Source organism: Lysobacter gummosus, from assembly GCF_001442805.1.
GTDB lineage: Bacteria > Pseudomonadota > Gammaproteobacteria > Xanthomonadales > Xanthomonadaceae > Lysobacter > Lysobacter gummosus.
In genome coordinates, this window is the sequence record NZ_CP011131.1 from 5,334,087 (window position 1) to 5,358,771 (window position 24,685).

19 protein-coding genes are annotated in these 24,685 nt (G+C 63.8%); 2 read left to right on the forward strand and 17 right to left on the reverse strand.

Features of this window, described 5'->3' with window-relative positions:
* The first annotated feature begins 2 nt into the window (after nucleotides 1-2).
* Nucleotides 3-812, forward strand: coding sequence for an oxidoreductase (locus LG3211_RS21705; protein ID WP_057944649.1), 810 nt, complete (start codon nucleotides 3-5; stop codon nucleotides 810-812).
* Between the two features lie 83 nt (nucleotides 813-895).
* The gene (locus LG3211_RS21710; RefSeq protein ID WP_057944650.1) at nucleotides 896-1,789 is read left to right on the forward strand and encodes an NAD(P)/FAD-dependent oxidoreductase; all 894 of its coding nucleotides are present in this window, start codon (nucleotides 896-898) and stop codon (nucleotides 1,787-1,789) included.
* Nucleotides 1,790-1,925: 136 nt separating this feature from the next.
* Here LG3211_RS21710 and LG3211_RS26570 read toward each other — a convergent pair whose 3' ends face one another.
* From LG3211_RS26570 to LG3211_RS21795, 17 genes are all read right to left on the reverse strand, one after another.
* On the reverse strand, nucleotides 1,926-2,096 hold the full coding sequence (locus LG3211_RS26570; RefSeq protein WP_187313072.1) for a hypothetical protein: 171 nt from the start codon (nucleotides 2,094-2,096) through the stop codon (nucleotides 1,926-1,928).
* Nucleotides 2,097-2,515: 419 nt separating this feature from the next.
* On the reverse strand, nucleotides 2,516-3,886 hold the full coding sequence (locus tag LG3211_RS21715) for an ATP-binding protein (RefSeq protein ID WP_222837540.1): 1,371 nt from the start codon (nucleotides 3,884-3,886) through the stop codon (nucleotides 2,516-2,518).
* A gap of 28 nt (nucleotides 3,887-3,914) precedes the next feature.
* Nucleotides 3,915-7,637 carry an eCIS core domain-containing protein gene (locus tag LG3211_RS21720; RefSeq protein WP_057944652.1) on the reverse strand — a complete coding sequence of 1,241 codons (3,723 nt, stop codon included), beginning with the start codon at nucleotides 7,635-7,637 and terminating at the stop codon, nucleotides 3,915-3,917.
* A gap of 5 nt (nucleotides 7,638-7,642) precedes the next feature.
* On the reverse strand, nucleotides 7,643-8,494 hold the full coding sequence (locus tag LG3211_RS21725) for a hypothetical protein (protein ID WP_057944653.1): 852 nt from the start codon (nucleotides 8,492-8,494) through the stop codon (nucleotides 7,643-7,645).
* A 7-nt stretch (nucleotides 8,495-8,501) separates the two neighbouring features.
* Nucleotides 8,502-9,266 carry a fibronectin type III domain-containing protein gene (locus tag LG3211_RS21730; RefSeq protein ID WP_057944654.1) on the reverse strand — a complete coding sequence of 255 codons (765 nt, stop codon included), beginning with the start codon at nucleotides 9,264-9,266 and terminating at the stop codon, nucleotides 8,502-8,504.
* 88 nt (nucleotides 9,267-9,354) lie between these two features.
* Nucleotides 9,355-10,875, reverse strand: a complete 1,521-nt coding sequence (locus LG3211_RS21735; protein WP_148649071.1) for a hypothetical protein — start codon at nucleotides 10,873-10,875, stop codon at nucleotides 9,355-9,357.
* A 78-nt stretch (nucleotides 10,876-10,953) separates the two neighbouring features.
* Complete coding sequence (locus LG3211_RS21740) at nucleotides 10,954-12,510, reverse strand: contractile injection system tape measure protein (RefSeq protein ID WP_148649072.1); 1,557 nt, start codon at nucleotides 12,508-12,510, stop codon at nucleotides 10,954-10,956.
* On the reverse strand, nucleotides 12,500-15,739 hold the full coding sequence (locus LG3211_RS21750) for a hypothetical protein (protein WP_148649073.1): 3,240 nt from the start codon (nucleotides 15,737-15,739) through the stop codon (nucleotides 12,500-12,502). Before LG3211_RS21750 ends, LG3211_RS21740 begins: the two co-directional genes overlap by 11 nt.
* Before the next feature lie 176 nt (nucleotides 15,740-15,915).
* Nucleotides 15,916-16,989 (reverse strand): tail fiber domain-containing protein, encoded by a 1,074-nt coding sequence (locus LG3211_RS21755; protein WP_057944659.1) that lies wholly within the window; start codon nucleotides 16,987-16,989, stop codon nucleotides 15,916-15,918.
* 35 nt (nucleotides 16,990-17,024) lie between these two features.
* Nucleotides 17,025-20,288, reverse strand: a complete 3,264-nt coding sequence (locus LG3211_RS21760; RefSeq protein ID WP_057944660.1) for a baseplate J/gp47 family protein — start codon at nucleotides 20,286-20,288, stop codon at nucleotides 17,025-17,027.
* A gap of 2 nt (nucleotides 20,289-20,290) precedes the next feature.
* Nucleotides 20,291-20,704 (reverse strand): GPW/gp25 family protein, encoded by a 414-nt coding sequence (locus LG3211_RS21765; protein ID WP_222837541.1) that lies wholly within the window; start codon nucleotides 20,702-20,704, stop codon nucleotides 20,291-20,293.
* Nucleotides 20,705-20,706: 2 nt separating this feature from the next.
* Nucleotides 20,707-20,994, reverse strand: coding sequence for a PAAR domain-containing protein (locus LG3211_RS21770; RefSeq protein ID WP_057944662.1), 288 nt, complete (start codon nucleotides 20,992-20,994; stop codon nucleotides 20,707-20,709).
* Nucleotides 20,995-21,010: 16 nt separating this feature from the next.
* A complete protein-coding gene (gene vgrG / locus LG3211_RS21775; protein ID WP_057944663.1) occupies nucleotides 21,011-22,762 on the reverse strand; it encodes a type VI secretion system tip protein VgrG in 1,752 nt (583 codons plus the stop codon).
* Nucleotides 22,759-23,520 (reverse strand): CIS tube protein, encoded by a 762-nt coding sequence (locus LG3211_RS21780; protein WP_057944664.1) that lies wholly within the window; start codon nucleotides 23,518-23,520, stop codon nucleotides 22,759-22,761. Before LG3211_RS21780 ends, vgrG begins: the two co-directional genes overlap by 4 nt.
* Nucleotides 23,520-23,741 carry a DUF5908 family protein gene (locus LG3211_RS21785; RefSeq protein WP_057944665.1) on the reverse strand — a complete coding sequence of 74 codons (222 nt, stop codon included), beginning with the start codon at nucleotides 23,739-23,741 and terminating at the stop codon, nucleotides 23,520-23,522. Before LG3211_RS21785 ends, LG3211_RS21780 begins: the two co-directional genes overlap by 1 nt.
* On the reverse strand, nucleotides 23,741-24,244 hold the full coding sequence (locus LG3211_RS21790; protein ID WP_083512739.1) for a phage tail protein: 504 nt from the start codon (nucleotides 24,242-24,244) through the stop codon (nucleotides 23,741-23,743). Before LG3211_RS21790 ends, LG3211_RS21785 begins: the two co-directional genes overlap by 1 nt.
* Nucleotides 24,245-24,247: 3 nt before the next feature.
* Nucleotides 24,248-24,679, reverse strand: coding sequence for a phage tail protein (locus tag LG3211_RS21795; RefSeq protein WP_057944666.1), 432 nt, complete (start codon nucleotides 24,677-24,679; stop codon nucleotides 24,248-24,250).
* Between the last annotated feature and the right edge of the window lie 6 nt (nucleotides 24,680-24,685).

Genomic DNA, 24,685 nt, shown 5'->3' on the forward strand with positions numbered 1-24,685 from the left:
TCATGTCGAATTCCAAAGTTGTCCTTGTCACCGGCGTTTCATCGGGCATCGGGCGCGCCACCGCAATTCGCTTCTCCGAACAAGGTTGCCGGGTGTTCGGTACCGTGCGCAACATCGCCAAAGCACAGCCAATACCTGGCGTAGAGCTGATCGAGATGGATATCCGCGACGAAGCGTCGGTTAAAAACGCAGTTCAGGCAGTCACCGCCAAAGCCGATCGCATCGACGTACTGGTGAATAACGCGGGCGTGACACTTCTCGGATCGACGGAAGAGACCTCGATCGCCGAAGCCCAATTGCTGTTCGATACCAATATCCTGGGAGTACTGCGCGCGACGCAGGCGGTGTTGCCGCACATGCGCAAGCAACGTTCTGGAAGAATCGTCAACGTCAGTTCGGTTCTGGGCTTTCTCCCGGCCCCTTATATGAGCCTTTACTCGGCCTCAAAACACGCGGTCGAGGGCATGTCCGAGACACTCGACCATGAAGTGCGCCAATTCGGAATTCGCGTGACGCTCGTCGAGCCTTCCTTCACCCGAACCAACCTGGATCTCAATGCACCCCATGTGGCCTCCAGGATTCCGGCTTATGACGAGGAGCGACATCTCGTCCTCCGGGCTGTTCAAAAGAATGTACAGGACGCACCAGAACCCGATGGTGTGGCCCGCACGATCGTCGAGGCGGCTCTTGGCGGTTGGCGCATGCGGCGCACGCCAGCCGGACAGGCCTCGCTTCTAAGCAAGCTACGCCGTTTCATGCCTGCGGGCCCTGTCGACACCACCCTGAGGAAGGCGTTCGGACTGGGCCGATAGCTGGCCAGTCTGCAGTCACCGGATTGACCACGCACTGCGCTTCAGGCGCGGCTCCCTCCATCCACAACACTGAGCCCATCACCATGGATGACGTCATCATCATCGGCGGCAGCTTTGCCGGCCTCGCCGCCGCCCTGCAACTCGGCCGTGCCCGCCGCAAGGTCACCGTTCTCGATACCGGCCTGCCGCGCAATCGCTTCGCCGGCCACTCGCATGGCCTTCTCGGCCACGATCACAAGCCACCGCTGGAGATCCTGGCCGAGGCGCGGCAGCAGCTGGCACGTTACCCCACGATCAGGCTGGTCAATGCCCGCGCCGACGCCGTCTCCGGCGCCATCGACGATTTCTCCGTTCTCACCGGCGATGGTGAAAGTCTTCGGGCGCGCCGCCTGATCCTGAGCTATGGCGTCGCCGACCAGATGCCTGATGTTCCAGGCTTTGCCGAAAGCTGGGGCACGTCCATCGTGCCCTGCCCCTATTGCGACGGCTTTGAAGTTGCCGGCCGGCATTGGGGCCTCGTCTGGTCCGGCCCGCAGTCGCACCAGTCTGTCAGGCTGTTTCACGATTGGACCGACAAGTTGACTGTCTTCGCCGATGGTCACGACCTGTCAGCCGATATCCGGGCCGATCTGGCACGCCGCGACCTACCTGTCGTCGATGGCCGGATCATTGAGATCGCCCATCACAAGGGCCATATCGCCACCGTCAATCTCGATACCCGTCGCAATATCGCGGTCGACGTATTGTTCGCCCATCCGCGCAACAAGCCGTCCGCAAGCCTGCATGAATTACTGGGCCTCGCCACGGTCGATACGCCCCTCGGCATCGCCCTCAAGCTCGACGAACGCCACCAAACCAGCATGCCCGGCATCTACGCCGCCGGCGACCTTGCCACTCTCCTCATGCCCTCAGTCACCCTGGCATCGTCGCAGGGCGCGATGGCGGGCATCTTCGCCCAGCAATCGATGCTGGTTTGAGAACACAGATTCCCTTCGCCGGTCGCATCGCTCGCTGTACGGATACGATTGAACTGCCCAGCAAATCACGACACAGCCCAGTCTCAAGGCGAGGCTCATTCAATGTCCTTCGGGCTGGTGCCACCCAGTAGCGCGGTCAAAGCGTCGAGTCGTCAGTAATTGGCAATGCCCCATTGACCTCCCATTCGTTCGTCACCCGCTTGGCTATGGCGATGAAGCATTCGGCCGCAGGCGCAAGTGCGCGACGGGGATAAACAAGAACGGGTTCGGCTTCGTCCGCGGCATCGATCAGCTCGACGAAGATCACACCCGATCGGCAAAGCGCCCATCTCCCGGACACGCTGTGCACAGTAGATATCCGGGAGGCCTGGAACGTGAGCCGAGTTGGCTATCAGAGTAGTGGCAACCACATAGGCGACTTCTCGCCATCCAGTGCCGGCCGCCACTGGCAACGCAGAATCAATGGCCCGAATCTGATGGAAGCTCAGAGCCTCGATTAGCGCCATGGCTGCGGGATCTGGCACGCCGTCTCTGGGCTCGTACTCATCGGACATTTCCATAATCTACCTGCGCGACCGCTCTGAGCAGAGAGATGATTAGCAGCGGGCCCACGCAGGCAAAGCAACCGACACGCCTCAAGGATTACCAGTAGATCTTCAGACCACGCAATCACGTCCCGCGTGCAGGATCGTATCTACTTGCTCGATGCGCGGTCGTAGTTGCTCGCTATTCGAGCTTGTTCTCTTTTGTGTTTTCGCGGCGTATGCCGTCGAGGAAATCCTGCAGGCGCAGCACACGCTCATTGCGGGAAATCGCCTGCAACGATACATAGCGAATGACGTTCATGATCATTCCGCCGCTCAGCTCGTAGCGATTGGCGATCTGCGCAAGATCGATGCCTGATTCGAGCGCTGCTACGGGCGGCAGCCCTTTCTTCCAGATAAGAAGGCGCTCGCTCTGACGCGGCATCGGGAAGTGGACGAGGTGCTCGAAGCGGCGCGCGAAGGCTTCGTCGACGTTACCCGCGAGATTCGACGCCAAGATGATCAAGCCTGCGAAGGTCTCGATCCGCTGCAACAGGAATGAGACCTCCTGATTGGCATAGCGATCGTGTGCGTCGCGCACTTGCGTGCGTTTTCCGAACAGCGCGTCGGCTTCGTCGAAGAACAGGATCCAGTCCTTGTGTTCGGCCCGGTCGAATAATCCGGCCAGATTCTTCTCCGTTTCGCCAATGAACTTTGAAACGACCATCGACAGGTCGACCTTATAGACCTCGCGGCCGGTCACTTTTCCAAGTACCGTCGCGGTCATGGTCTTTCCCGTACCAGGCGGCCCGAAGAACAGCGCACGACAGCCCGGGCGAAGCTTGCTTCGCATCTTCCATTCGTCGAGAAGCACGTTGCCATTGCGCACCCAGTTCTTGAGTTCGCGGATCTCGGTGAGCGTGCGAGGCGGGAGGACCAGATCGTCCCACTCCATGCCGCTCTCGAGTTTCTGCGCGGGGAACTTCAGCGAGGCGCGAGGCGCGCGGACCTTTCCATTGATGAAGCGCTCGGCGAGATCGGCGTCGATCATCAGCCGACCGCTCATGGGCGGATCGCCCTCCACGGCGTCTTCCAGATATACGACGCGATTGTGTACCAGTGGATGATCGCCCGCGAGAAGTTTTTGCCAGCGCATGCGCGCTTCCAGATCATCGCCCGCGAGCAGGAACAATGCGGTGTCGCCGGTGGGCAGGAATCCGCGATGTTGTTTGCCGCGCACACCGCCGAACTGCGGGAATTCACCCGCGCCAGGATGCGCAAGCTGCAGCAGCGAATCGAAGAACTCGGGCTTGAGCGAAGGCGCGAGCGCCAGCATGAGCAGCAGTTGCGCGTCCCTGTCGGGGTTGAAATCGCGCAGGAAATCGCCGAAAGCCGTTTCATCCGCTCCGATCCAGGATTCGGTCAGCGGGGGCTGTGCAAGCTCGTTCGAACCCGTGCCGAACAGGGTGCGCAGCCTCGATTCGAGCGCGGCTTCGAAACGCCGGTAGGCGCTCTCGATCGAACTCCTTTCAGGAACCAGTGACACGACCTCGGCACGTTGCGACTTCTCCACCTGTTTCTCCTTCAATCCAGTGCCGGATTCATTTGTCCTTCCAGCACCACATCGTGCGATGCAGCGTGAATGGACCCTTCGGCGTATCGACGGTGAAGCCGTCGGTCATCTCGAGCATCAGCGTCCAGTAACACGCATCGCCGAACATCTTGGCGATGTAGAACTGATCCACGGCGACGTTCGTGATCCGATAGATGTGCTTTTTGTCGACATGAATATCAAGCTCGATGAAGCTTGGCTTCGGGTCCACGATGTCGTGATCACCGGCGACCTTCATGTATGAGTGCACATCGACGACATACACGTTGATTGACGCGCCCTTGGGGAAGTGGTCGCCGCCAGACGCCGCCGGAACGGTGTGCGCGTTCAGGACCTTGACGTCGCGCGGCAAGGCCGTAACCACGGTGGTGTATTCCGGTCCTTCGCTCACCGGTAGCTTTGCCGCCTCCCGCTCGGCCTTCTCCTTCGCCGCTTTCTCGGCCGCTGCCTTCTTCTGTTCAATCGCCTGGACGGATTCTTTGTAGAAAATATCCGGTTTTTTCTTGTTCTTGTCGTAGAACGCCACGAGGGTTTCGTCGCCCAGAATGCCGTCCTGCTTCACACCGACCTTGCCCTGCATGTCGTACACCGCATCGGCAAACTCGTCCGAATCCACCTTGATGCCAGGCTTGGCAATGAAGATCGTCGGATCCCAGCCATGAATCTTCTGGAAGACGGTGTTCTGCTTGCGCGCGTTTGGATAATTAATGTTGCGCTGCGGTGGAGTCTGCGGCGGGGGGGCTTCCTTTTTCTCGGCCTCGGCCTTCGCGCGTTCGATGTCCAGCTTTCCCGACTTCGGATCGCGCGCCTGCTCGAGCAACTTCTGCATCGTCGCGCGATCCTTGAATTCCTCCATCGACAGTCCGCTGTCCTGGATCTTCTTCAGGAGCTTCTCCACGTCTTCCTTCGTCACCTTCTTGCCATTCGGGTTGCCGAAAACCCGTTGCAGATCCGCCATGATCTGCGGTTCGAACTCACTTTCCCACGAGTCGCGATGTGCGCGCATTGCCGCCGAACCTTCCGCCATCCCGCCCTTCGCCTCGAAATTCATCGTCGGAATCGCCTCATCGGCGATGTGGCAGTGATATTCCTTGAGTCCGTCACCCAGGACCCGGTTGATGAGGTTCTGGTAGGTAGGCGCGATGTGATCCTTCAGCAGCTGGCGCACGTTCGGCGTGATTATATTATCGTTGAACCACTGCGTACCGATCACCAGGCCTACCATCGCGCCGATCCCGAGCTGCGCGACGAGCCCCCACAGGCAACCGAGGCCCGGCGGTGTCAGGCATGAAATGACCTGCACGCCGACGCGGATCAAATCCACCGCGGTCGTACAGATGTCCACCCAACGCTTCACGTTCTGAATCGCTTCGACGATGTTCTGGATCTGCTGGATGACGTCGCCCCACTCGTCTTCGAGCTTCTGCTTGCTCTCCTCGAACAACTTGCGCGCGCGGCAGATCTGCTCGCCAAATCGCTCGTCGAGTTCGGCCTGGAATTTCTCCACGACCTTGTCCATGGCGGAATGGAAACACTGCGCGAAGAAGTTGAAGCTTTCGGTGATGAACGACGAGAACACTGCCTTGCAGACCACCATCAGCGCCTGGATGAGCCGCGACTGCCAGCTGACCTTGACCAAGCCGGTTTCGCTCATGCCCAAGACCTTGGTGCGAATGCCGGTCATCTTCGTTTTCATCTTCTCGAAAACCGCGAGCGCCTTGTCCCAGGCGCTGCCGAGCATGAAGCGGACCTTGCCGAGGAACTTCCCGGCGCGTCCGCTCCAGAACATCAATTGCTTGTACTCCTTGACCTCCTTCTTCTCGACCGGTTTCAGCGAACGCCCCTGCCGTCCCAAGGCCTTCTCGAAACGCACTTTCTCAACGTGCGATTTCAAGCCGCCCTTGGTTTGCGCGCGAAACTTCATGCCCCAGGCGGAGCGAACCTTTTCCCAGTCCTGCGCCCGATCGGTCCAGTAGTTCGCTCCCCGATCGGCGGTATTTCGCTGGACGCGCCGTGATGCCCCCGCGCCGGCACTCGATATCGAAAGTTTCGTCGACGGCGACGCGAACTTCATGCGCGCGGTCGTCTTCGCCGGCTCCGACAGCGGCCCGAGCACCAACTTGCGCATATTCGCCAGTTCGTCGAAATACTCTTGCGGCGGCGCCGCTTCCGTATTCCCGGCCAAGGCCGTATACAGGTAAACGCCGTTTCCCGCGCTCGCCACCCAAAGCCGCGTCTTCTTGTCAGGCGTGGTGCTCTTCGACGGAATCTTCTGCTGGGTGGCGAAGTTGTCGAAGTTCAGATAATCGGGAATCTTGAGATCCAGCCGTTCGACATCGATGCTGGCCCGCGTCTGCCCACCGTTGACATGGTTGGCCTGCTTAACGAAATCTTTGTAACCGCGCGTATAGCTGTTTAGCTGATTCACGCCGGCTTTGAGCTTGCTGGTAGCGAAAGGCTTGAGTTCGCCGATCCAGATCTTCTCGGGAAAATCACCGTCCCAGTCGCGCGTGCCTTTCTTGCGTTTCAAGCGCCGCGGCAGCGAGTCGACCGCGGGCTGCGTGCCGCGCGAATCCGTGTTGTTCATGTTCACGAAGCGGTCCTCGGTGTCCGCTTCCTTGTAAGCCTTGACACCGGTGACGTGATGCGCGGGCGAGGATTTGTACAGATCCGCCACACCGATCAGATTGAGCATCGGCACGAACCGATCCGCCCCGGGGATCGCCGCTTCCGTGACCAACTGATCGTCGTGATCACGCAGCAGTTTCTCGATCACGCCGTGCGTCGCCGTGCCCGAGACCCACGCCCCGCCCCCCGAGTAGTAAGGCTTTTCTTCGCGCGACGGCGAGATCGTCTTCGGGTCCGCCTTTTCGCGCACTACGCCTGCGCCCGCAGAGCCCGACTGTTGCACGACGTGCGTCAGCTCGTGTGCGAGCAGGTGCTTACCCGAGTCCGTATCGGGGCGATATTGTCCGGCGCCGAAATAGACGTCCCTGCCACTTGTGAACGCGAGGCTGCGTACGTCGCGATTCAGATGCTCCGACTCTCCACCGGTGTGGATGCGCACGCCGGAAAAATCGTAACCGAAACGCGACTCCATGAAGTCGCGCGTCGAGGCGGACATGGCCGCGCCACCACCGCGCGAGCCTTCGAGACGAGACTCCATGTCGGCCGGTGGTGAGACGTCACCGGTCTCGCGCTTGGGACTGACCGGCGTCTGCTGCTCGGCGGGATCGATATCCTCCTTTTCCTCTTCGACTTCGTCCGGCTCCTTCGCTTCTTCGCTGATGGAGCAGCTCTCGGTCGACTCGCGCTGGATGTGCAATGGCCCGGGCGCTCTTTGCATCGATATCGTGCGTGGATCCGGAGAACGCATGACGGTGTCCGCCATGCGATCGGCTTCCTGTTCGAAGCGATCTCCCGGCGCACCGATGGTGAGCTTCGTTTGCAGCTTTATGTCGTTCCCGGAGCAAGCACTGCATTTAGTTTGTACGGTGGGTATGGTTGATGATGATTCCGACTTGGCCTGCACGGCCAGATCCGGATCGTCCACAGTGGCGTCTTCCTTCTGCTGGACGGTTTCCTCGTTCTCGCACGCGGCGCACTTGGCCTGCACCATCGAATTGAAGAACGATGGCGACGACGGGCGTGCGCTGAAGAACCCGCGGCTTGCCGAGCTCGACGGCTCCTTACTCGCGGCCTTGGTCTGCATAGCGCTCAGAACCTCTTCCTCAACCCGGGAAACAGCTTCAGCAAATCCGCACTCAACATGAACTGAAACCCCGATTGCTTGAGATCCGGCAGGCCCGGTGTCTGGTTCATAAGCCAAGTCGGGTCGTCACCCGGCCCCGTGCCTGGCGTCAACATCGGATACGGACTCAGCGAGTTGAACGTTTTCCCTTCCGCCTTCAACGCACCGCCGAAGAAGTCGAGACCAAACTTTCCGCCAGTGATGTTGAAGCCCTTGCCTGTGGGGTCGTAGCTGGATTCGAGGCCGAACGTGGCTCCCGAGGGCATGAATGACGGACGTTTCTTCCACAGATCCAGATAGGGATTCAGGGTGAAATCCGCGGACAACCCGATGTCGTTCTTGCCGGCGGCGGGGAGTTTGTAGTTGAAGCCGTTGATGGGCGAGTACGGGATCCATCCCAGCGGCTTGCCGATGTTCACACCCGAGAGACTCTCGCGCAGTTGCGGATTCGACGCGAATGCCAGGCCGGCCACGCCCAGGTTCACGCCGAGGAAGCCGAGCATCGCTGCTTTCTCGGCGGGGCTTGCCTTGTCCCACAACGTGTATTTCAGGCTCGCCAGACGCGGTTCGTACCACTTCTTGAACGATTCGTTCTCAGCGAGTTTCTCGCCGGTGATCTTGAGCCCTTCGGTGATCGGGTCCTTCTTCTCTTCCTCGGTCGTGGTGGCGGGCGCGTCCTCCTTCTGCACCGTGGGCGCGACGCTGGCCGCGATGGGCTTGAAGTACGGATCGCCGGACGCAGGCCCGCTTTGCGGCTTGAAGAACGTCGCGTCGCGGTTCTGCGTGCCTTCGATTTTCCTGTATTTGCGCTTGCTCATCTGCCACCTATTGACGACGGCCGGGCGGACCTTCGGCGGGGGTCTGTACCAGCGATATCTCGGAGAAGTCGCTGGCGTTGCCCGCGCGATCGAAGGCGCGCACGCGATATCGGTAACCGGTGTTGAAGCGAAGATCTCCGGAATCCGCCGCGCGCGTGGTGGCGACCGACTTCAGTGTTCTGAAATCCGGGCAGAGCTCGCCGTCGCAGCGCTGGATCTCGTAGCGAACCACACCGATATCATCCGTGGCGGCTCGCCAGGAAAGGTCGATGGTCATCCTGGGCGCGCCGAATCTGAATTCCGCCACGAAACCGGCCGGCGCGCTGGGCGGCTGCTTGTCTATCACGGCCGGCTGTATGGACAGTTGATAGGTTCGGCTGCAACTGGCGCCGCCGGCCTCCTTCGAACCCACGATCAGGCCGAAACTGAAGCTTCCTTCGAGCGACGGCATTCCGGAAATCTTCGCGAACTCGGAATTCGGCACCGGCCTCTTCGGAGACCCGACCGGCAAGCGCAGTGTCACGCCATTGCACAGGAATTCGGCGCCGGCGACTTGCTCCTTGCAGCGAGCGCCCGCGCTCGTGCCGGTCGGCGCGCTGACGAACGCCCAGAACTTGCGCTCGCCCCCGCTGTTGAGCAGCTCGATGCGCGAATCGAAGGCGACGCCCACCTTGGCCTGGAAGACATGCGGCGGCTGTTGCGCGCAATCGAGTTCGAAGTCGATATCCTGCGACGCGGACCAGGCGTTTCCGCTCAACAGCAACGCGGGCATGACCCGCAGCAGCGATGCCGGGCGGAGAAAATCTCCGCCCGGCGCCCGCTTCGCGTGTGATCTTGAATCACTCACGATCCCGCTCCCACTACTTCTTCTTTCTGAGCAACAGGAGCAGTCCCACTATCAGCAGCAGGATCAGCCACCACCATTTTTTTAGCAGTTCGACCCAACCTCCCTGATGGGTCGGCGGCTTGGTCGGGCGCGCCTCGGGGCTGTACCAGGTGCCCGTGCCGATGGGCTTGAAGGCCTGCATGATCTGGTAGCTCTTGCCGAAGCCCTCGTGCCCCGTGATCATGACGTCGAACACGCAGTCGGCTTTCTCCTTCGGATCCTGCACCGCCGCGCATGCGGCCTGCGCCACGGCTTCGGTCGTGGGCTGCACCGGCGTCTGGCCGGGAACATCGCAGGACTCCGGCGAGTTGTACGGCCACTCATCGAGCGTGAACGTGGCGGTGTTGGTGCCCGACGCGTAGTCGAACAGGCTGGTTGCGTCGGTCACGCGCCATGCGTCGGCGAACTTCTCGTACAGTTGCTCGTAGCGCTCATCGATCGATTCGGGCTTGGGGCCGAGTGAGGAGCCATCGGGCAACGCGGGAATCCAACTACCCTCCGGGACGATGCCCATCGTGCCTTGCGTGGCCGAGGTCTGATACACCTTCAAGTTCAGATACCAGACATTCGGGCCGTTCCAGAACTGCGGCGTGACCACCACCTGAGTGCCGCGCGCGTCGACAATCTCGATGGCGCCATCGGCGGCCTTCTTGATGTGTCCATCGATGCCGCCCACGGCGGCGGGGCCTATGGAGGCGCCCTGCTCCCCGCTACTCGCCTTGAGCGTGATTCCACTGTCGGTGAGCGTCACCAACTTGCCGTTCACGCGCAGCTCCATGCCCTTGCGTGATTCCTCCACGTTCGGATTCGGCTGCAGCGTGACGCGGCTGCTGCCCACGCGGGTCGCCAAGGCGGTGTACACCGCGACACAGTGCTTGATACCCGTGTGTTCGTTGGTGATCGGGATCTTGGCCGTGGGCACCGCGGTCTGGCGCGTTTGGATCTCCAGGCGATCGTCGCGCAGCGCGGTGAATTCGCCGGCGCTCTGGAAGTCGTAGTGCAGGCCGTCGACGGTGGTCAGATGCGGGTCGCCCCAACCTCCGCCGTTGGAGCTGACGTGGAACAGATAGGTGCCCTTGCACGTCTGGGTGACATCGTTGGCATCGATGCTCGTCAAGCTGAACTGATCCTGCTCGCCCAAGGCCGCGGCAGTGCCGTTGATCGTGGTCTTGGCCGTCGATGGGTGGACGACGTCCTTCTCGGGAACTGTCACGGTAAGGCCAGCGCAGGTGAAAGGCCCCGTGCCCCCACACGCCAGGTTGCCTCCCGAATTCTCGAATACCCAGAACGAATCCTTGTTGGTCTCGATGTCCGTCGGAGCGATCACCTCGCCGGGCTTGGCCGCATAGGTAATCTCGAAATTAGCGCATGGGATGGGTAGGTCCTGCGCATCTGCCCGGGCCACTCCCGGGCCGACACTCGCCGCTGTAATCATCAACATCAGCGGCAGGCTCAGCTGCCAGGCGCCTCTAGCTTTTTCTCTACCTGCTTTCATGGGTTACTCCCTGTTGAATGATGACCCTGTCCGGCTCGATCGGTCGCAACAGCGCCTTGATCTCAGCCCGCACTCTCCTCAATCCAGCCATTGCACGAAAATTCGTTGTTCCCGCCACGGCAAGCTGATCACGCCGAAGCCCCACGGCAGCCGCGCCAGCAATACGTCCTGCGCGCGTCGCTCGACGGTGATGCGATGGCCACCGTCCACCGCTTCGAGCTTGCCGTCACGCAGGAAGAACTGGCTGCGCAGCCACGCGGCCGAGCTGCTGCGCAGCGCGGTCCAGTGACCGAGCACCGCTGCGAGCAGCGCGTCACAGGCCGCGATATCCGATGGCTCCAGCCAAGCCGATTCCAACGGCGTCTCGATGGCCAAATCGACCAACAGCTTGGCGAAGCCCAGCTCGTACTCCGGCGTATCGGCGCGGCCGGTGGCGATATAGCCGAGCAGTTGCGCGCCGCGCTGCCGCGCCTCGTCGTCCACGAAGCGGTTGCCTTCCAGCAGGCCACGATCGCGGAACAGCGTCTCAAGGAAGGGATGCAGCAGCAGGATTCCCACGCAGGGTAGATAGATGACCTCCCCTGTCGCCGACTCGACTTTGCGTTGTCGAGATTCCTGGCGTTGGCGGTCTGATGCGGATCCCGCTTGCACGAGTTGGTCGGCGATTGCCGAGGACTCGACTCCGCGCCCTCGAGGCTCTTGTTGCGGATGGCCTGACGCGGATGCCGCTTGCACGAGTTCGCCCGCGCTGGGTGCGGTTGGCGCGGCATGTTCCATCTCCTTGAACGCCGCTTCGCACCATTCACGCCAGAGCGCGGGCAAGGCCGCCACGGTCACCGGCCTGATGAAGGCAGCCGAGCCGCTGCCCGTGGATCCCCTCGCCACATCGAGTCGCCGACGCGATTGCTCCATCGCCAGCATGCAACGTTCAGCCAGCAGCGCGTGGACCAGACCGGCACCCGTTCCGCCGTCGCGCGGCGCGATGGACCACGCAATCACCGCGCTCCAGAATTTCAGGCGCCAACGGTGATTCAACGCGGCCGAATCCGATGGCCGCAGCTCACGCAAGGCTGGCGTGCAACCCTGTAGCGAGCCGGTGCCCGCGGCCAGCGTATCGAGCGCTTCGTCGTCCAGGGCATTGATCAAGCGCGTCAATGCGCGCGGCTCCTCGTGCAGCAATGCGCGTAGTACTTCGATGCGCCGCGCGTCCGCCGCTTCGACTGTTCTCGACCAACCCGAATCAGGAGCTGAGCCCCACCAGGGCAGCCGACCATGCCGCAGGAAGAATACGAAGGCCTCGAACTCTCCACCGTCCGCCTCGGAGATCTCAGTGGCGCGTTCACGCTTCGCTTCGGTGGCATGACTCTCGAGCAGCCTCTCCAACTCGGCCAGCAAGCGTCGCTCGAACTCCGGCGCCCAGTCGTCGCCCTCGATACGGCCCACGTCGATCTCGAGTCGCTCCAGTCGCAATAACTCGTGCGCTGGCGCCACCGAATCGAACACCGACGTCATGCCGGCGAGCAGCGGCTCGCGGCATGCGCGCGCCAGTTGCTCCTGGATGCCTGGCGCGGCGGCGGCGTCGCCGACCGTGAGCTCCAGTACCTGCCGCTGGATACGATGACGGTTAAGTGTCATTGGCGATCGCGTTGAGCGCCTCCACCAAAGAGTTGCGCGCGGCGGACACGGCCGCGGGCGCCGCGCCCGGAATCAGCACGGTGTCCAACCAGGTGTGATACCGGGTCTCGAAAGTGTCCAAGCTCGCCGTCGAAGCGCTCGCCGGCGATTCGCGGTCCACCCAGAACACCTTCACCAGCAGATGAGCCGGACAGCAACGCTGGATCATTCCCTCCACGTGCCTGCGGAACTCCGCGCTGCGGAAGCGATTCGGCATCGCCGCAACGCGGGTGGCGACGGCGGGATCCTGCGTGAAGTCTCGCGCGTAGCCCGATGGCAGCACCAGCGATATGCGATGGCTGTAGGGATCGCGTTCGCGCCCTTCGCCTTCGGGCAACGACAGGAAGGTGTCCGTGTCCGCTTGCGGCCGCAACAGCACGTGTTCCAGCAGATAGAGCGTCTCGGCAGCGTACTCGCGATACAACAACGCCACCGCGGCTTCGATTCCCGCCTGCGCCAACCCGACGCTGGTGAAGCTGCCCGGCCACACCGCCAGCAACACGCCCGTGGGATCGTGCAACTCGATCGCGAAGGTGTCGCCGATTGCGGGAACCACGTGATAGTTCCATTCGTCCGGGCCGTAGCGGAGCACGCGGCCGATGGACTGCTCCGCCAGCGCCACGGCGTCGGCCGCCGTGACGGCGTCGTAGCGCACGGCGCTGGCCAGCAACACCGCGCCCGCGGGCATCGCATTACGCAGCCGCCAGCGGCGGCCGATCAACCCTGGCGGCGCCGGTTCGTCGAAGATCTCGAAGAAGTCGCTGATGGGACGCAGCGCGCGACGTCGACGTGCATCGCGGATTCCGCTGTGATGAGCCACCCGCCGCTCGAGCGGCGACAGCGAGGCTTCGATGCGCACGGTGGCGAGTAGCGCCGCCAGCGCCGGCGCGGCCGCGTTCGCGGCGGCCAGGGAAGCGAAGGTCTGGAGACTCTCCGCGATCACCAGCGCCGCAGCTGCGTTGCCGTCGGCGAGCCGCAGCCGGAAAACGCCGCCGCCCGCGTCGAAGCCGGAGTAGTTGCTCGCTCGTCCTGCAAAGGCCAAGGCGCGCTCGGCCGAGATCGCGGCCATGACTTCGGTCTCGTCCGGAGCAGCGCTGCGCAATCGCGGCTGGCCGTCCGGCCGTAGCACCCAGCGGAAGCCCGCGCCATCGGCTTCGACGGTGAGAATCTCCGAGTCACGCTGGAAGGGACTGCTGAAAGCCAGCAAGCGCAGCGCGCTGAGTTCCGGCGTTTCGCGCAGCAACGCGGATTTCAGTCGCAGCAGGCGCGCGTTGGCGGCTTCGCGCCGCTCGGCGACCTGGCTCTCCTGTTGCGCCGGCGGCAACGAGCGTACATCCAGCTCGGCGCGCGCCCAGCGATGCACCTCCTGCGCCAGCGCCGTGGCCTCCTCGCCCTGGCGCGCGAGCCGGTGATCCAGCACGCGGTTGCGTCGGTCGAGCAAGCGTTCGCGAGTCTCCGCCGCGTCGCGAAGCGCGCGCGCCACCGCGTTGTCCGGGTCGGCGATGAAACTGGCCCAGTCGCCACTCGCGGGGAACCGCCGCAACAGACGCTGCGCGCCCGGCAGGTCGAATGGCGGGCGCGTGAAGTAGCTGGTCCCGGCCTCGCTGCCACCAGAATAGAAGCGATTGATGTTGCCCAGCTGCGCGGTCATGTCGCCCAGGAACTGTTCGAACAGAAGCAGATAGCCCTGCAGCTGACGGACCGCAGCGTGCCGCTCGGTGCCAGCGCTGTCCGGCAGCGCCGCCTCACCGGTGCCGAATAGCGCGGGCAGATCCATTTGCAGCGGCGTGTAGTCGGCCACCGGCAGCGCGTCGCCGGCGGTCACCGGCCAGACAGGCGAGGGTTCGTCGGTGAATGCCTCGTCCAGCGCCTGTTTCTGCATGCCCTGGAACAGGCTGAGCACCCGCGCAGTGTCGTAGGCCACCGCGACATCGTTGCGCACGACGGTGATGCGCGACTTGGCCAGACTCAGGCGCGGCCGGTAGCGCGCGATCTGCACCAGATGCAGACAGTCCTCGGCTCCCGAGGTGATGGGTCGGTTGTTGATGAAGTTCGCCAGGGTGAGATCGGTGACGGCGACGATGTCCCGCTCCGTCACGTTCTCAAGCGCGACCACATCGGTGCCACCGGCGCCGCGGCGCTGCATGATGATCCGCAGGATGTCGGAGGTGTAGATAACGTCCGGTACGGTTCGACCACTGCTGGCGCGGTCGAGGAATCCTCTGCGCAGCAGCGGGCCGTCGTAGATCAGCTCCGGATCGGACTGCGCGGCGCGACGTTCCGCCAGCGACTGAAAGCGCACGCGCGGCGACAGCGCAGAGTCGATGTCCATGAACATGCGCGCCAGCAGCGCTTCGACGTCGATGCCGCCGGTCACCTCCAGACGCGCGCTCACGCCGATTTCCTGTACCCGCGCCAGCCCGATGCGCACCGCCTGTTCGCCGAGATTTCGCCAGTGGGCGACGTATTCGGCCAACTGCTCGACGGCGACGGCCGCGTCGCGCACATTCGTTGCGAACTGCGACAGCGGCGACCCAGGCAGGCTCGATTCGATCGCCGTCCGCGCCGCGACCAGAATGGCCGGCACCACCAGGCCGGGCTGCGCGATCTGTTCCACCATGCGCAGTAGCACCCAGGCTTGCACGCTGCCCGGCGTACCGGAAAGATCTGTGTAGTTCACCTGGATACGGCCGAAGAAGCTGAGGTTCTCGGGCAACGCGCGCCAGAATTCTCCCGCGTCGGGGATCATTGCGATGGAGTTGAGCACCACGGGCTGGCGGAAAGGCGCGGCTTCGGCGTCGTCCCAGTACGGCAGCGCTATCTCGGTGTCCCATGTGTCGCCGGCCGCCACCACCGGCAGTTTATAGGTGTTGCTGTTGAGCTCGAGCTTGGAGAGCTCCACGAGCACTTCGTAGAGTCCGGCAGTGCGCGAGCGCACCGGCGCCAGGAGCGGCGCTACGTAGGTCAGCGGTGGATCGGCATCCACTTCGTAGAAAGCGATCTCGTTGTCGGCCGGATGGAAGATCTGCGCGTCGCTGATCAGCGGGTGATCCAGCAGCATCGCGCGCAGGTCCTGCCCATTCACCGGCCCCACCGGCAGCACCTGGTGCGCCGGTTCGAACTCGGCCTCGGCGTGAGTCTCGCCGCTGCGCAGCAGGTCGGCGATGTCGAGCTGCAGCTTCAGCCCCAACTCGGTCATCGCGTAGCTGGCGGCTTCCAGCAGGGTGATGCCGGGGTCGTGGGCGTTGTGATCCGTCCAACTGTCCTTGGCCCATAGGCGAATCCACTGCATCCCGTCTTCGCGCAGCCTGGAATAGTCCAGGCTCACCCGATCGGGCGGCGCGGTCGAGATGTGCAGCGTCTCGTTCACCGCGCGGCCTGCGTCCGTGCCTCACCCAGCGCACGCTCCAACGCTTCGACTTTGTCCGCGAGTTGCTTCACCGCGTTGATCAGCACGTAGGTGAGCGCGGAAGGATTGAACACGCGCAAGCCATCCACGCCATCGGTGTTGGAATCCGCCGGCAGTCTCTCCACCGTCTCGGGCAGAATTTCCTCGATCTCTTGGCCAAGGATGCCCACGCCTTCGAGGCCGGCGCGCGTACCCGCCAGGCCGTTGTAGCGATAACGCACCGGCCGCACGCGCCGCAGCTCGGCCAGGCCGGCGTCCAGGTCGCGCACGTCCTCCTTCACTCGCGAGTCGGAGGTGAATGCCCAAGTGCCGTTGCCATCGTTCTTGAATGCGCTGCCGGCCACCTGCAGCGCCGCACCGCCCGAGCCGACGAGTTCGGACTCGCCACCGATCACCACTTTGCCGGTCCCGGTGATGCCTAGCCGCACGTCGGTGCCGTTCTGACGCAGGCTCAGCACCTGCCCGGCCGCCGCGTTGAGATGTACCACGCCGGTGTTCGACTGTCGCAGCGCGTAACTCGCATTCACCGCGCTGACGTCCGCGCCCAATGCCCGATGTCCGTACACCGCGAAAGCGGCGAAGGGGCCGCCGCCACTGCCGACCATGGCGTTGCCGAAGCGCACCTGTTCGGCCGGCCCGGCGTTCGCGCCCAGCGCCACTTCGAGTTTCGCGGCCGGCTCCGCCGCCGCCGTGCCGACGCCGACGCGGCCACCGTTGTAGGCGATCGCGCCCGCGAACCCCGCCACGGGCGCGAATCCGCCGCTGCCACCGCCGCCGACGTTGCTCCAGCTGGCGCCATTGTTGACCTGCAGTTGGCCGCCGTTGAAACGCAGCCCACCGGGGATGTTGGCCACGGCGCTGTCGCCCAGGCGCAGGCCGCGCGCGAGCAGCAGCGTACCGTCGGAGTCCAGGTTCAGACCGTCGCTCGCCTTGTTCATGCAACTGTCGATAAGGTCGGCGAAATTGCTCGCGTCCGGCCGGTCGCCGTTCTTGAAAACTCCCTTGAGGAAGTCCCGTGTTTGGCTGCTCATAAGTCAGTACTCCGCTCGTGTTGATGTTGGAAATCTCATGACGTCTCCAACCCGACTTCTAAATCGAGACCGACGGTCATGTAGCCGATGCCCATGGTGGTCACGCCCGAGCACACTTCTTCTCCAGGCGCCACGGCTGTGATGAGGTGCTGCGGATGCGAGACCAGGATGGCGTGCGCCTGGGTGGTGCCGGCGGCCTCGACCGCGCGCCCGACGATGAAGTCGTCGCCCATTCGCATCTCGCCCAGACCGGGCTTGGGCTTCGGATAAATGACGAAATCCTCGCCGATGGCCATCGTGCCGATGCCCTCGGCCTTGCTGCCCGAATACGTGTGATAGACGCGCAGGCCGACCAGGTGATCGACGTACTCGCGCCCTTCGATGAAGGCGAGGATCTCCGAACGATAGATGCGCGCGCCGAACTGGATGTCCTCGCCGTCCTGATACGCCCATGGCGACAGGAAACGGCGCAGGTCTTCATTGAGCACGCCGCTGTAGTAGCCCGGATCGCGACCGCGCGTGAACACCACCTTGGCTTCGACGCGAATGCGTTCGAATACCGGCCGGATCACGTGCAGGTTGAGGAACGGCGTCGCGAGGCCGCCGAAGTACTCCGCGATTCGCGCCAACAGTTCCTCGGCCGCGCGCGGCTCCAGCGGATTGGCGACACCGCCGCGACGCAGGTTAGGAATCACCACGAGCGCCGCATGGCCGGCGCGCGCGATGCCGTCGGCGTCGCTGTGCGGCAGGCACTTGGCCTTGAACACTTCCGGGAAGCGCTCGAGCGCCAGCCGCTCGATATCCCAGGGCGTGACAGCCCGATGGCGGTGACGCAGCCGCTCGCTGGCGCGGCGGATATAGTCTTCATCGCTGTCCGGGCCGCGGCCGTCGAAGGAGGCGCGCGGCTGGGTGATGCTGCGGATGGCGGCATTGCGCTGAACCAGCGCCTTGATGGTGGCGACCGGCAGGCCCTGACGCAGATGCGCCGCGAAATCCGCGAGCGGCGCCGTGCCCGGCTCGAAGCGGGCGAGAGCCGCCTGCGTGCGGATCGACAGCGTGCGCGCCGCGCTCTCAGGCGACTGGTCGATGGCGGCGCGCAACCACACCAGTCCCGACGGCAGGCTCTGGTGCGCCAGCGTGGCCTCGGCGGGTACCTGGACAGCGATGATGCCCGAGCTCTGGAACCCGAGCGTGCTGTCCATGAGCAGCGAACCCGCGCTCAACGGCCGCCACTCGTCGCCGGCAGCGAGATAACTCCACCTCGTGTCGCCGGTGGCCAGCGCATTGGCCGCCGTGGCCGTGCCCGCGTCGATCTCGAAGTACAAGGTGAGCGCGCCGGGCGGTTGCAGGTTGCGAACGCCCAGCAACAGCTCCGCGCGCCCATCCAGCTGTGGCACCAGCCGGGCCTGCGCAACGCGCGGCGCGCGAATGGCGCCATGCGGCCCGACCACGAAGTACGCCGCCGGCTGGTCGTCATTAGGCACCAGGGTCGCAGTGGCGTGATAGTCGAGAGTCAGCGAGTTCAGCACCGGCGTGTAGGGCTCGCTGGGCAACCGCGGCTTCTGCCCCGAGGTCCACGTCGCCAGCGCCATGGCTTGGTGGGCGTAACGCCGCGCGAATACCGGATGACCGAAGGCCTCGAAGGGCACCTCGCTGGCGAAGATCGCGAAATCGTCACGCGTGGGTTCGCTGAGCACCAGACGCGCGAAACCGGCACGGCTGCTCGCGGTGAAGGCGTCGGGCACCTGCAGGTCGGGTTGTTCGCGGTAGTCCAGCCCCTGCAGCGCGAAGTTGAAGGCGCTGGCATTGGCGGTGATCGCGTTGACGTCGGTGGTGACCGGTTCGAACAGCGTCTGGTTCACCAGCAGTCGGCGGAACACGCGCTCATGCAACAAGTCCACGGTGACACGGAAGTTGTTCGCGAAAGTGTCCGTCAATGTGTTGTTGATGAAATCGAAGTACTGGCGGTAGTGCTCGAACAGGTCGTCCGGCGGCGACTTCCACTCCAGGTTGAAGGTCAGCGAATCCAGTTTCTTCGAGAACACCTCTGTGCTGCCCACGTAGAACACGCTGCCGATACGCGGCTGGCTGCCGAACAGCGGCATGGGCTTGTTGGCGTCGAGCGGGATCTCGTCGTTCTGCACCACTACACCGCGCAGTCCGATCACTTTCACTGCGAGGTCGATACGCTCGACATTGAAGCGGTCGAACAGATCGAAGGCGCCGGATGCGCCACGCACCAGGCAGCGCAGCACGGGGCGGTCGCTGATCATGCCGGCGCCGTGCAAGGCCGAATCGAAGGCAACGATCGCCGGCGCAGCCGAGCCGATGTCGATGGTCAGGTCCAGCGCGGGCAGGCCCGAACCGCCATTGGCCATCAGCGTGGCCACGACGTGATCCGGCGTAAGCCAGCCCTGCGCGCCCGACAAGCTGACCGTGACCGCCTCGGTCAGACCTTGCGTATTCACCGGCTCGGCGGTGCTCGCGCGCAGGTGCGCGCGCAGCGTGATGCGACGCTCGCCCTCGGCGAGGCTGAGGATGGGCGCGACCACGGCGAAACCCAGCGGCGCCTCCTGCATGAAGCGCTGCGAGACATCGAGATCCAGCTGGCGCCGTCCGAAGGTGTAGCCGCCCGGCCCTTCGAGTGCGTCGAAACCATCGGCGACGAACACGCGGCGATGATGCTGGCTGTCCTCCTCGACCACCCTGCGGCGCAGCTGTGCCACGATCGCGGCGTTCACCACGATCTCGTTCTGTAAGGCGTAGGTCAGCGGACGGCCCGCGCCGTCCTTGCCAGCGTCCAGCAAGGTACCTGCGGGTAGCCGCGTCGCGGCCGCGTTCTGCGCCAGCTCGAGGATGGCGTGCACCCAGTCGCGCTCGGGCGCGTGAAGCTGCAGCCCTAACTGCTTCACGTAGTAGTACAGCAAGTGGCGGCGCGTCAGTTCGTTGAGATCGTCCTGCAGGTGCTGGAACAGCTTGAGGAAGGTGAGGAACAGCACCAGATGCGGCGGCCAGTCCGAGCGCGAGGCCAACAGCAGTTGCAACTCCTCCGTGGAGCGCATGCGCCCGCTGCCGGGCGCCAGCAACGTTTCCAGCAACGCTTGCCAGTCGCCGGTGGATTGGCCGGAGAGATCGTAGTAACGCACTTCGGCTGCGACGCTATACGCGTAGTCGAGCAGATCGGCGAACGAGCGCTCGTCCGGCACGACATAGTCCGCCTCCAGTCCGGGCAACAGTCTCTGCAACTGGTTGGTGCCGTCGGGCCTCAGCAGGTGTCCATAGCGGCGGAACGTATCCATGCTCAGCCCTTCGCCTCCTGATGATCGAGGTAGAAGGGATAGACCAGGTTGGTGCGCGTATTGGTGGCGCGCACGGTGTAGTCCAGGCGGATCAGGATGAGCCCGGTCTGATCGGAGGCAGCTTCGAAGTCGACGCGATTGAGCTCGATGCGCGATTCATAGAACAGGATGGTGTTCTCGATCTCGCGCGCCAGGTACGAGCCGAAGGACGTTGACAGCGGCTCGAACATCAGCGCATCGCGCTTCCAGCCGAAGCCGGGGCGCATCACGCGCTCGCCGAGACCGGTGGACAGCAGGATGTCGAGGCTCTGACGGATATCGTCTTCGGCCTGCGCCATCGCGACGCTGCGTCCCTGGTTGCTGAAAGTGACCGGGAACGACCAGCCCTTACCGAGGAATTGAGGACTGTCGGTCACGATCAACCTCCAATCATCACGGTGAAACAGCCGACAACGAGACTGCCGCCATGTGCGGTGCTGTCACCCAGACGCGCGGCCGGCATGCCCGCGATCATCACGCTGCCACTGCCGGCCACCACGGAGTCCGAAGGCCCGGTGCAGATCAGCATGTCGCCGACGCGCAGTGCGGGCATGCCGCCGATCATTACCGTCGGCGCACCGGGCAACGCTGGGCCACCCACGTGCGGCACCGTGCCGGTAATCATTGGGCAGACGTGCATGTCGTTGGCGCGCGCGGCGGGAGGCATGGCAGCGATCCGTTCCTCAGTTGATCATGACCATCGACCCTTTGAGGGTCAGGTTGCCGCTGCTGGAAACCTCGGCCGCGCCTTGCGCCTTGGCTTCCAGCGTGGTCTGCGCCTCGAAGGCGATCTTGTTGCCCTTGGCTTCCAGCTTGGTCTTGGCGGTGACCGCCACGGCTTTGTTCGGACTCTCGATGACCACGCCGTCCTTACCCAACACCAACTTGTTGCCGCTCTGGTCTTCGAGCGTGATGCCGCCGTCCTCGTCGCTGAGGACGATGCGGTTATTGCCCGGCGTCTTCAGCGTTATGGCTTTCTTGTCGTCGTCGAACTCGAGCGTTAGCCCGCTGCGCGACACGTAAGCCTTCTGATGGTTGTCGGCGGTAACCTCGAGCGGCGGCGCTTTCTTGCTGCTGTGGAGCATGCCGAGGATCACCGGCTGCGATGGGTCGTCGTGGAAGAAGCCCAGCACCACTTCGTCGCCCTTCTCGGGACGAAAGAACGTGCCGCGCTGATCGCCCGCGTCGAGCGTGGCCACGCGCGCCCACACGCCCTGCTCGCCCATGCCGGCCAGCGGCACTTTCACGCGCACGCGGTGCTCCTTGCCGGGATCGCCGTCCTGTTCGGTGACCACGCCCACTTGCAGTCCATGCACGGCGGCCGCGAGTCCCGCGGCCGGCAGGTGGTTCATCGCCACGCGTGCGGCGTGCGGCTCGCGCGGCAATCCGAACTCGGCATCGGTGGTCCACTTGCCCGAGCTGAACTCGTGGCGCACGGCGGTGACGTACACCTTGCCGTTGAAGCGTTCGCTGAAGCGCGAGAGCTGCAGCACGGTTCCCGGCTTGACCGCCGTCAGGCCCGTCAAGCGCACGCGGCCGCGTGCCGCGGCCAGTCGCGCGCGCAGCAGCGCGCCGTCGGCCCACTTCTGCAATTCCTCGTGGGCCAGGCTGCCGCCATGCCAGAGCACATCCTCGGAGCGGCCAGCGGCGGCGCTCAACTTCGACGCACTCAGATTTCCGTTTCCGCTCCAGCCCGGATCGGTGGCATTGACTTCCTGTAACGCCTGCTCCGCCGGGTCCCAGGCAACGGCGCGGATGGCGCCCGACTGAGTCCGTGCGTCAATCTCGGCGTCGAACTCAAGTACGGTGAAGCCGAAGTTGAGATCCATCGCGGGCTGGTCGTCCAGCGCCGGCTTGATCGTACTCATCTTGCCCGCGTTGACGAAGCACAACTGCCCGGCAGCCTCGACACGGCTCACCAGAAAATCCCAGTCGCTGGACTGGTACTGCAACAGTTGCGGATGCTTGACCTCGCTGCTGGCGATCTTGCCGGCGCTCACGCCGGAACCTGGATACTCGCCCAGTAGCTTGGAAGCCACCTCGCTGTCGCTCATTTCCTCGAAGTAGCGGTTGTGGCGAACCAGCGTCATGACGAACACCGGGTCGCGGCATTCCAATTCCAGCCAGGACGCGCCGTCGCGCGACACGATGCGCTGGGTCAGGATGACGCCGCCGAAGATGACCTCGGTTTCACCGTGGTAACCGGCGGACACTTCAATCTGATTGCCCGGCACGAACAACTCGCCGGTGCTGCGCGCGAAGTCGCCGCGCGCAGCGTCGCCGTCGCCCACGCGCAGGCGCGCATAGGGCACGCGGTTGGCCTGACTGACCACTTCCACGCCCTGCAGGGTCACGGTGCGCGGTAGTTCGGTGCCGTTGACACGCACGGTGAGCGTGATGACGTCGGTGGAACTCTCGATGAGCTGCGCGCTCATGACTTCACTCCCACCGGCGGAAAAGCCACGCGGCTGGCTGGGCGCAGCCGGCGGAAGTTCACCAGCTTGTTCACGCGCGCCACCTCGAGATACAGCTCGGGTTTGCCGTAGATGTCGTGCGCCATGGCCGGCAGCGTGTCGCCCTCGCGCACGTCCCGCAGGTGCGTGAGGTCGGGTGAAGTCGCGTTCTTCTTGCGCTCGGCCAGCGCCTTGGGCACGTGCTCGCAGAACGAGCAGCTGGCGATGGCGCGCAGCGGCGTGCCGTCGGGCTTGAACAGCGTGTAGCGGTAGCTCACCGAGCTCAACACGCAGGGGAACACCAGTGTGCCCCAGACCATGAGCAGCTCGCGCGGCCGGTGGATGGTGCCGTTGAACTCGTACACCAGCCGGTCGAACTTCTGGATCTCGTCCATGATCACGAACTTCTTCGGGCCCGACAACGCCGAGGCGATGGCGCCCACCAGCGGAATGTCGCCGAGCTCGGAGGGCTCGGGTACGACGCCGGTGCCGTCGAACAGAAATTCGAAGGAGAGATTCACGGGCGGCGTATTGTTGTACAGCGCCTCGGTGGCGGTATCGCCCTGGCCGGTCTGCCGCGAGTAGTTGATGATCTTGCTGAGCGTGTACGTGCTCGGATTTACCTGCAGCACATACGTGTCCTTCGGATCATCCGAGGGGATGGGCTTGTCCTCGGGGTTGGCCGCCGGTTTGAACGCACGCAGTGTGAGCTTCTCGAGCTTGCCCTTGTCGAACAGCATCAGCGTTCCTCCTTGCGCTCGAGAATGCGCATGACTTCGCGCACACAGGCTTGCACCAGATCGCCGCCGGAGGACGTGGAATCGCCGTCGCCGGCGGGTGCCCCGCCCTTGTCCTTGCCGTCCTTGCCTTGGGGCATGCCGCAGCTGCCTGGACCACCGCCCCCCGCCGTGGCCGGATCCACCGTGGCGCGAATCACCAGCTCGCGGATCTCGATGGGCATCAGATGCTCACTCCCACACTGCCCGTGATCGCCGCCGCCGCATCCAGCGCCACGCTCGCCGGGTCGTAGTACTTGAAGTACTGGTACTGCAGCGCCAGCGACTCGACCAGGATCTCGTTGCTGCCGGCGTTGATGCCGGAAACCTCCAGTCGCTTCGGCACCGCGCCAACCACGTACCAGTTGTAGATGGGCAGGTGTTCGTCATCGAGCAACGAGATCAGCACGTTGGTGGGCTTGTACTCGAACTGCTCCATGGCCTTGCGCGCCCAGTGCAGCACGCCCGAACCCATGAACTTGCCGCGTTTCAGCACCAGTTCGCCGAACTGCAGGTTCTTCGGCAGCTGATGCGCGTAGCGGTTCTCGCCACCCTCGGGCCAGCTCTCGAACTCCGTGCTCACGGTAAGCCCGGACACTTCTTGCCAGCGCGTGTCGTAAGGGAACTGCGGCAGCAGCTCGAACACCACCAGGAAGTGGAAGCCCGGATGCGGGTAGCTCAGGTCCATGGATCAACCGTTCTCCATGGTCAGACCCTCATGGGCCAACACCAATGTCTCGATCGCGGTCTCGTTGCCGGAGGCGTTCAGGTCGGTGGAAGTCACCTTCGTCGGCCAGGCGTTCTTCACCTTCCAGATCACCACCGGGTCGTGACTCTCGTTGAGCAGACTGATGGTGATGTCGCGGCGCTCGACGGTGTTGAGCGCCACGGAGTTCCACCAATCGTAGAACTCGTTGTCGCCCGCGAAGATGCCCCGCTTGAGCGTGAGATCGCCAAAGGTCTGCATGCCTGGCATGCGAATCTTGTGGTACTCCTTGCTCGCGCCGTCGCGGTACTCGATCTTGTCGGTAGTGACTTCGAGCCCGCTCACTTCCGTGAAGCCGATGCGGGTGCCACCCCACTGCACTTCGAAGTGGAATTTCGGTAACGGATACTCAGCCATGTTCTC

Coding starts and splice junctions, on each gene's coding strand:
- LG3211_RS21705 (WP_057944649.1), top strand. CDS start 3: ATGTCGAATTCCAAAGTTGTCCTTGTCACCGGCGTTTCATCGGGCATC.
- LG3211_RS21710 (WP_057944650.1), top strand. CDS start 896: ATGGATGACGTCATCATCATCGGCGGCAGCTTTGCCGGCCTCGCCGCC.
- LG3211_RS21720 (WP_057944652.1), bottom strand. CDS start 7,637: ATGCAGACCAAGGCCGCGAGTAAGGAGCCGTCGAGCTCGGCAAGCCGC.
- LG3211_RS21725 (WP_057944653.1), bottom strand. CDS start 8,494: ATGAGCAAGCGCAAATACAGGAAAATCGAAGGCACGCAGAACCGCGAC.
- LG3211_RS21730 (WP_057944654.1), bottom strand. CDS start 9,266: ATGCCCGCGTTGCTGTTGAGCGGAAACGCCTGGTCCGCGTCGCAGGAT.
- LG3211_RS21735 (WP_148649071.1), bottom strand. CDS start 10,875: ATGAAAGCAGGTAGAGAAAAAGCTAGAGGCGCCTGGCAGCTGAGCCTG.
- LG3211_RS21740 (WP_148649072.1), bottom strand. CDS start 12,510: ATGACACTTAACCGTCATCGTATCCAGCGGCAGGTACTGGAGCTCACG.
- LG3211_RS21755 (WP_057944659.1), bottom strand. CDS start 16,989: ATGAGCAGCCAAACACGGGACTTCCTCAAGGGAGTTTTCAAGAACGGC.
- LG3211_RS21760 (WP_057944660.1), bottom strand. CDS start 20,288: ATGGATACGTTCCGCCGCTATGGACACCTGCTGAGGCCCGACGGCACC.
- LG3211_RS21770 (WP_057944662.1), bottom strand. CDS start 20,994: ATGCCTCCCGCCGCGCGCGCCAACGACATGCACGTCTGCCCAATGATT.
- vgrG (WP_057944663.1), bottom strand. CDS start 22,762: ATGAGCGCGCAGCTCATCGAGAGTTCCACCGACGTCATCACGCTCACC.
- LG3211_RS21780 (WP_057944664.1), bottom strand. CDS start 23,520: ATGCTGTTCGACAAGGGCAAGCTCGAGAAGCTCACACTGCGTGCGTTC.
- LG3211_RS21785 (WP_057944665.1), bottom strand. CDS start 23,741: ATGCCCATCGAGATCCGCGAGCTGGTGATTCGCGCCACGGTGGATCCG.
- LG3211_RS21790 (WP_083512739.1), bottom strand. CDS start 24,244: ATGGACCTGAGCTACCCGCATCCGGGCTTCCACTTCCTGGTGGTGTTC.
- LG3211_RS21795 (WP_057944666.1), bottom strand. CDS start 24,679: ATGGCTGAGTATCCGTTACCGAAATTCCACTTCGAAGTGCAGTGGGGT.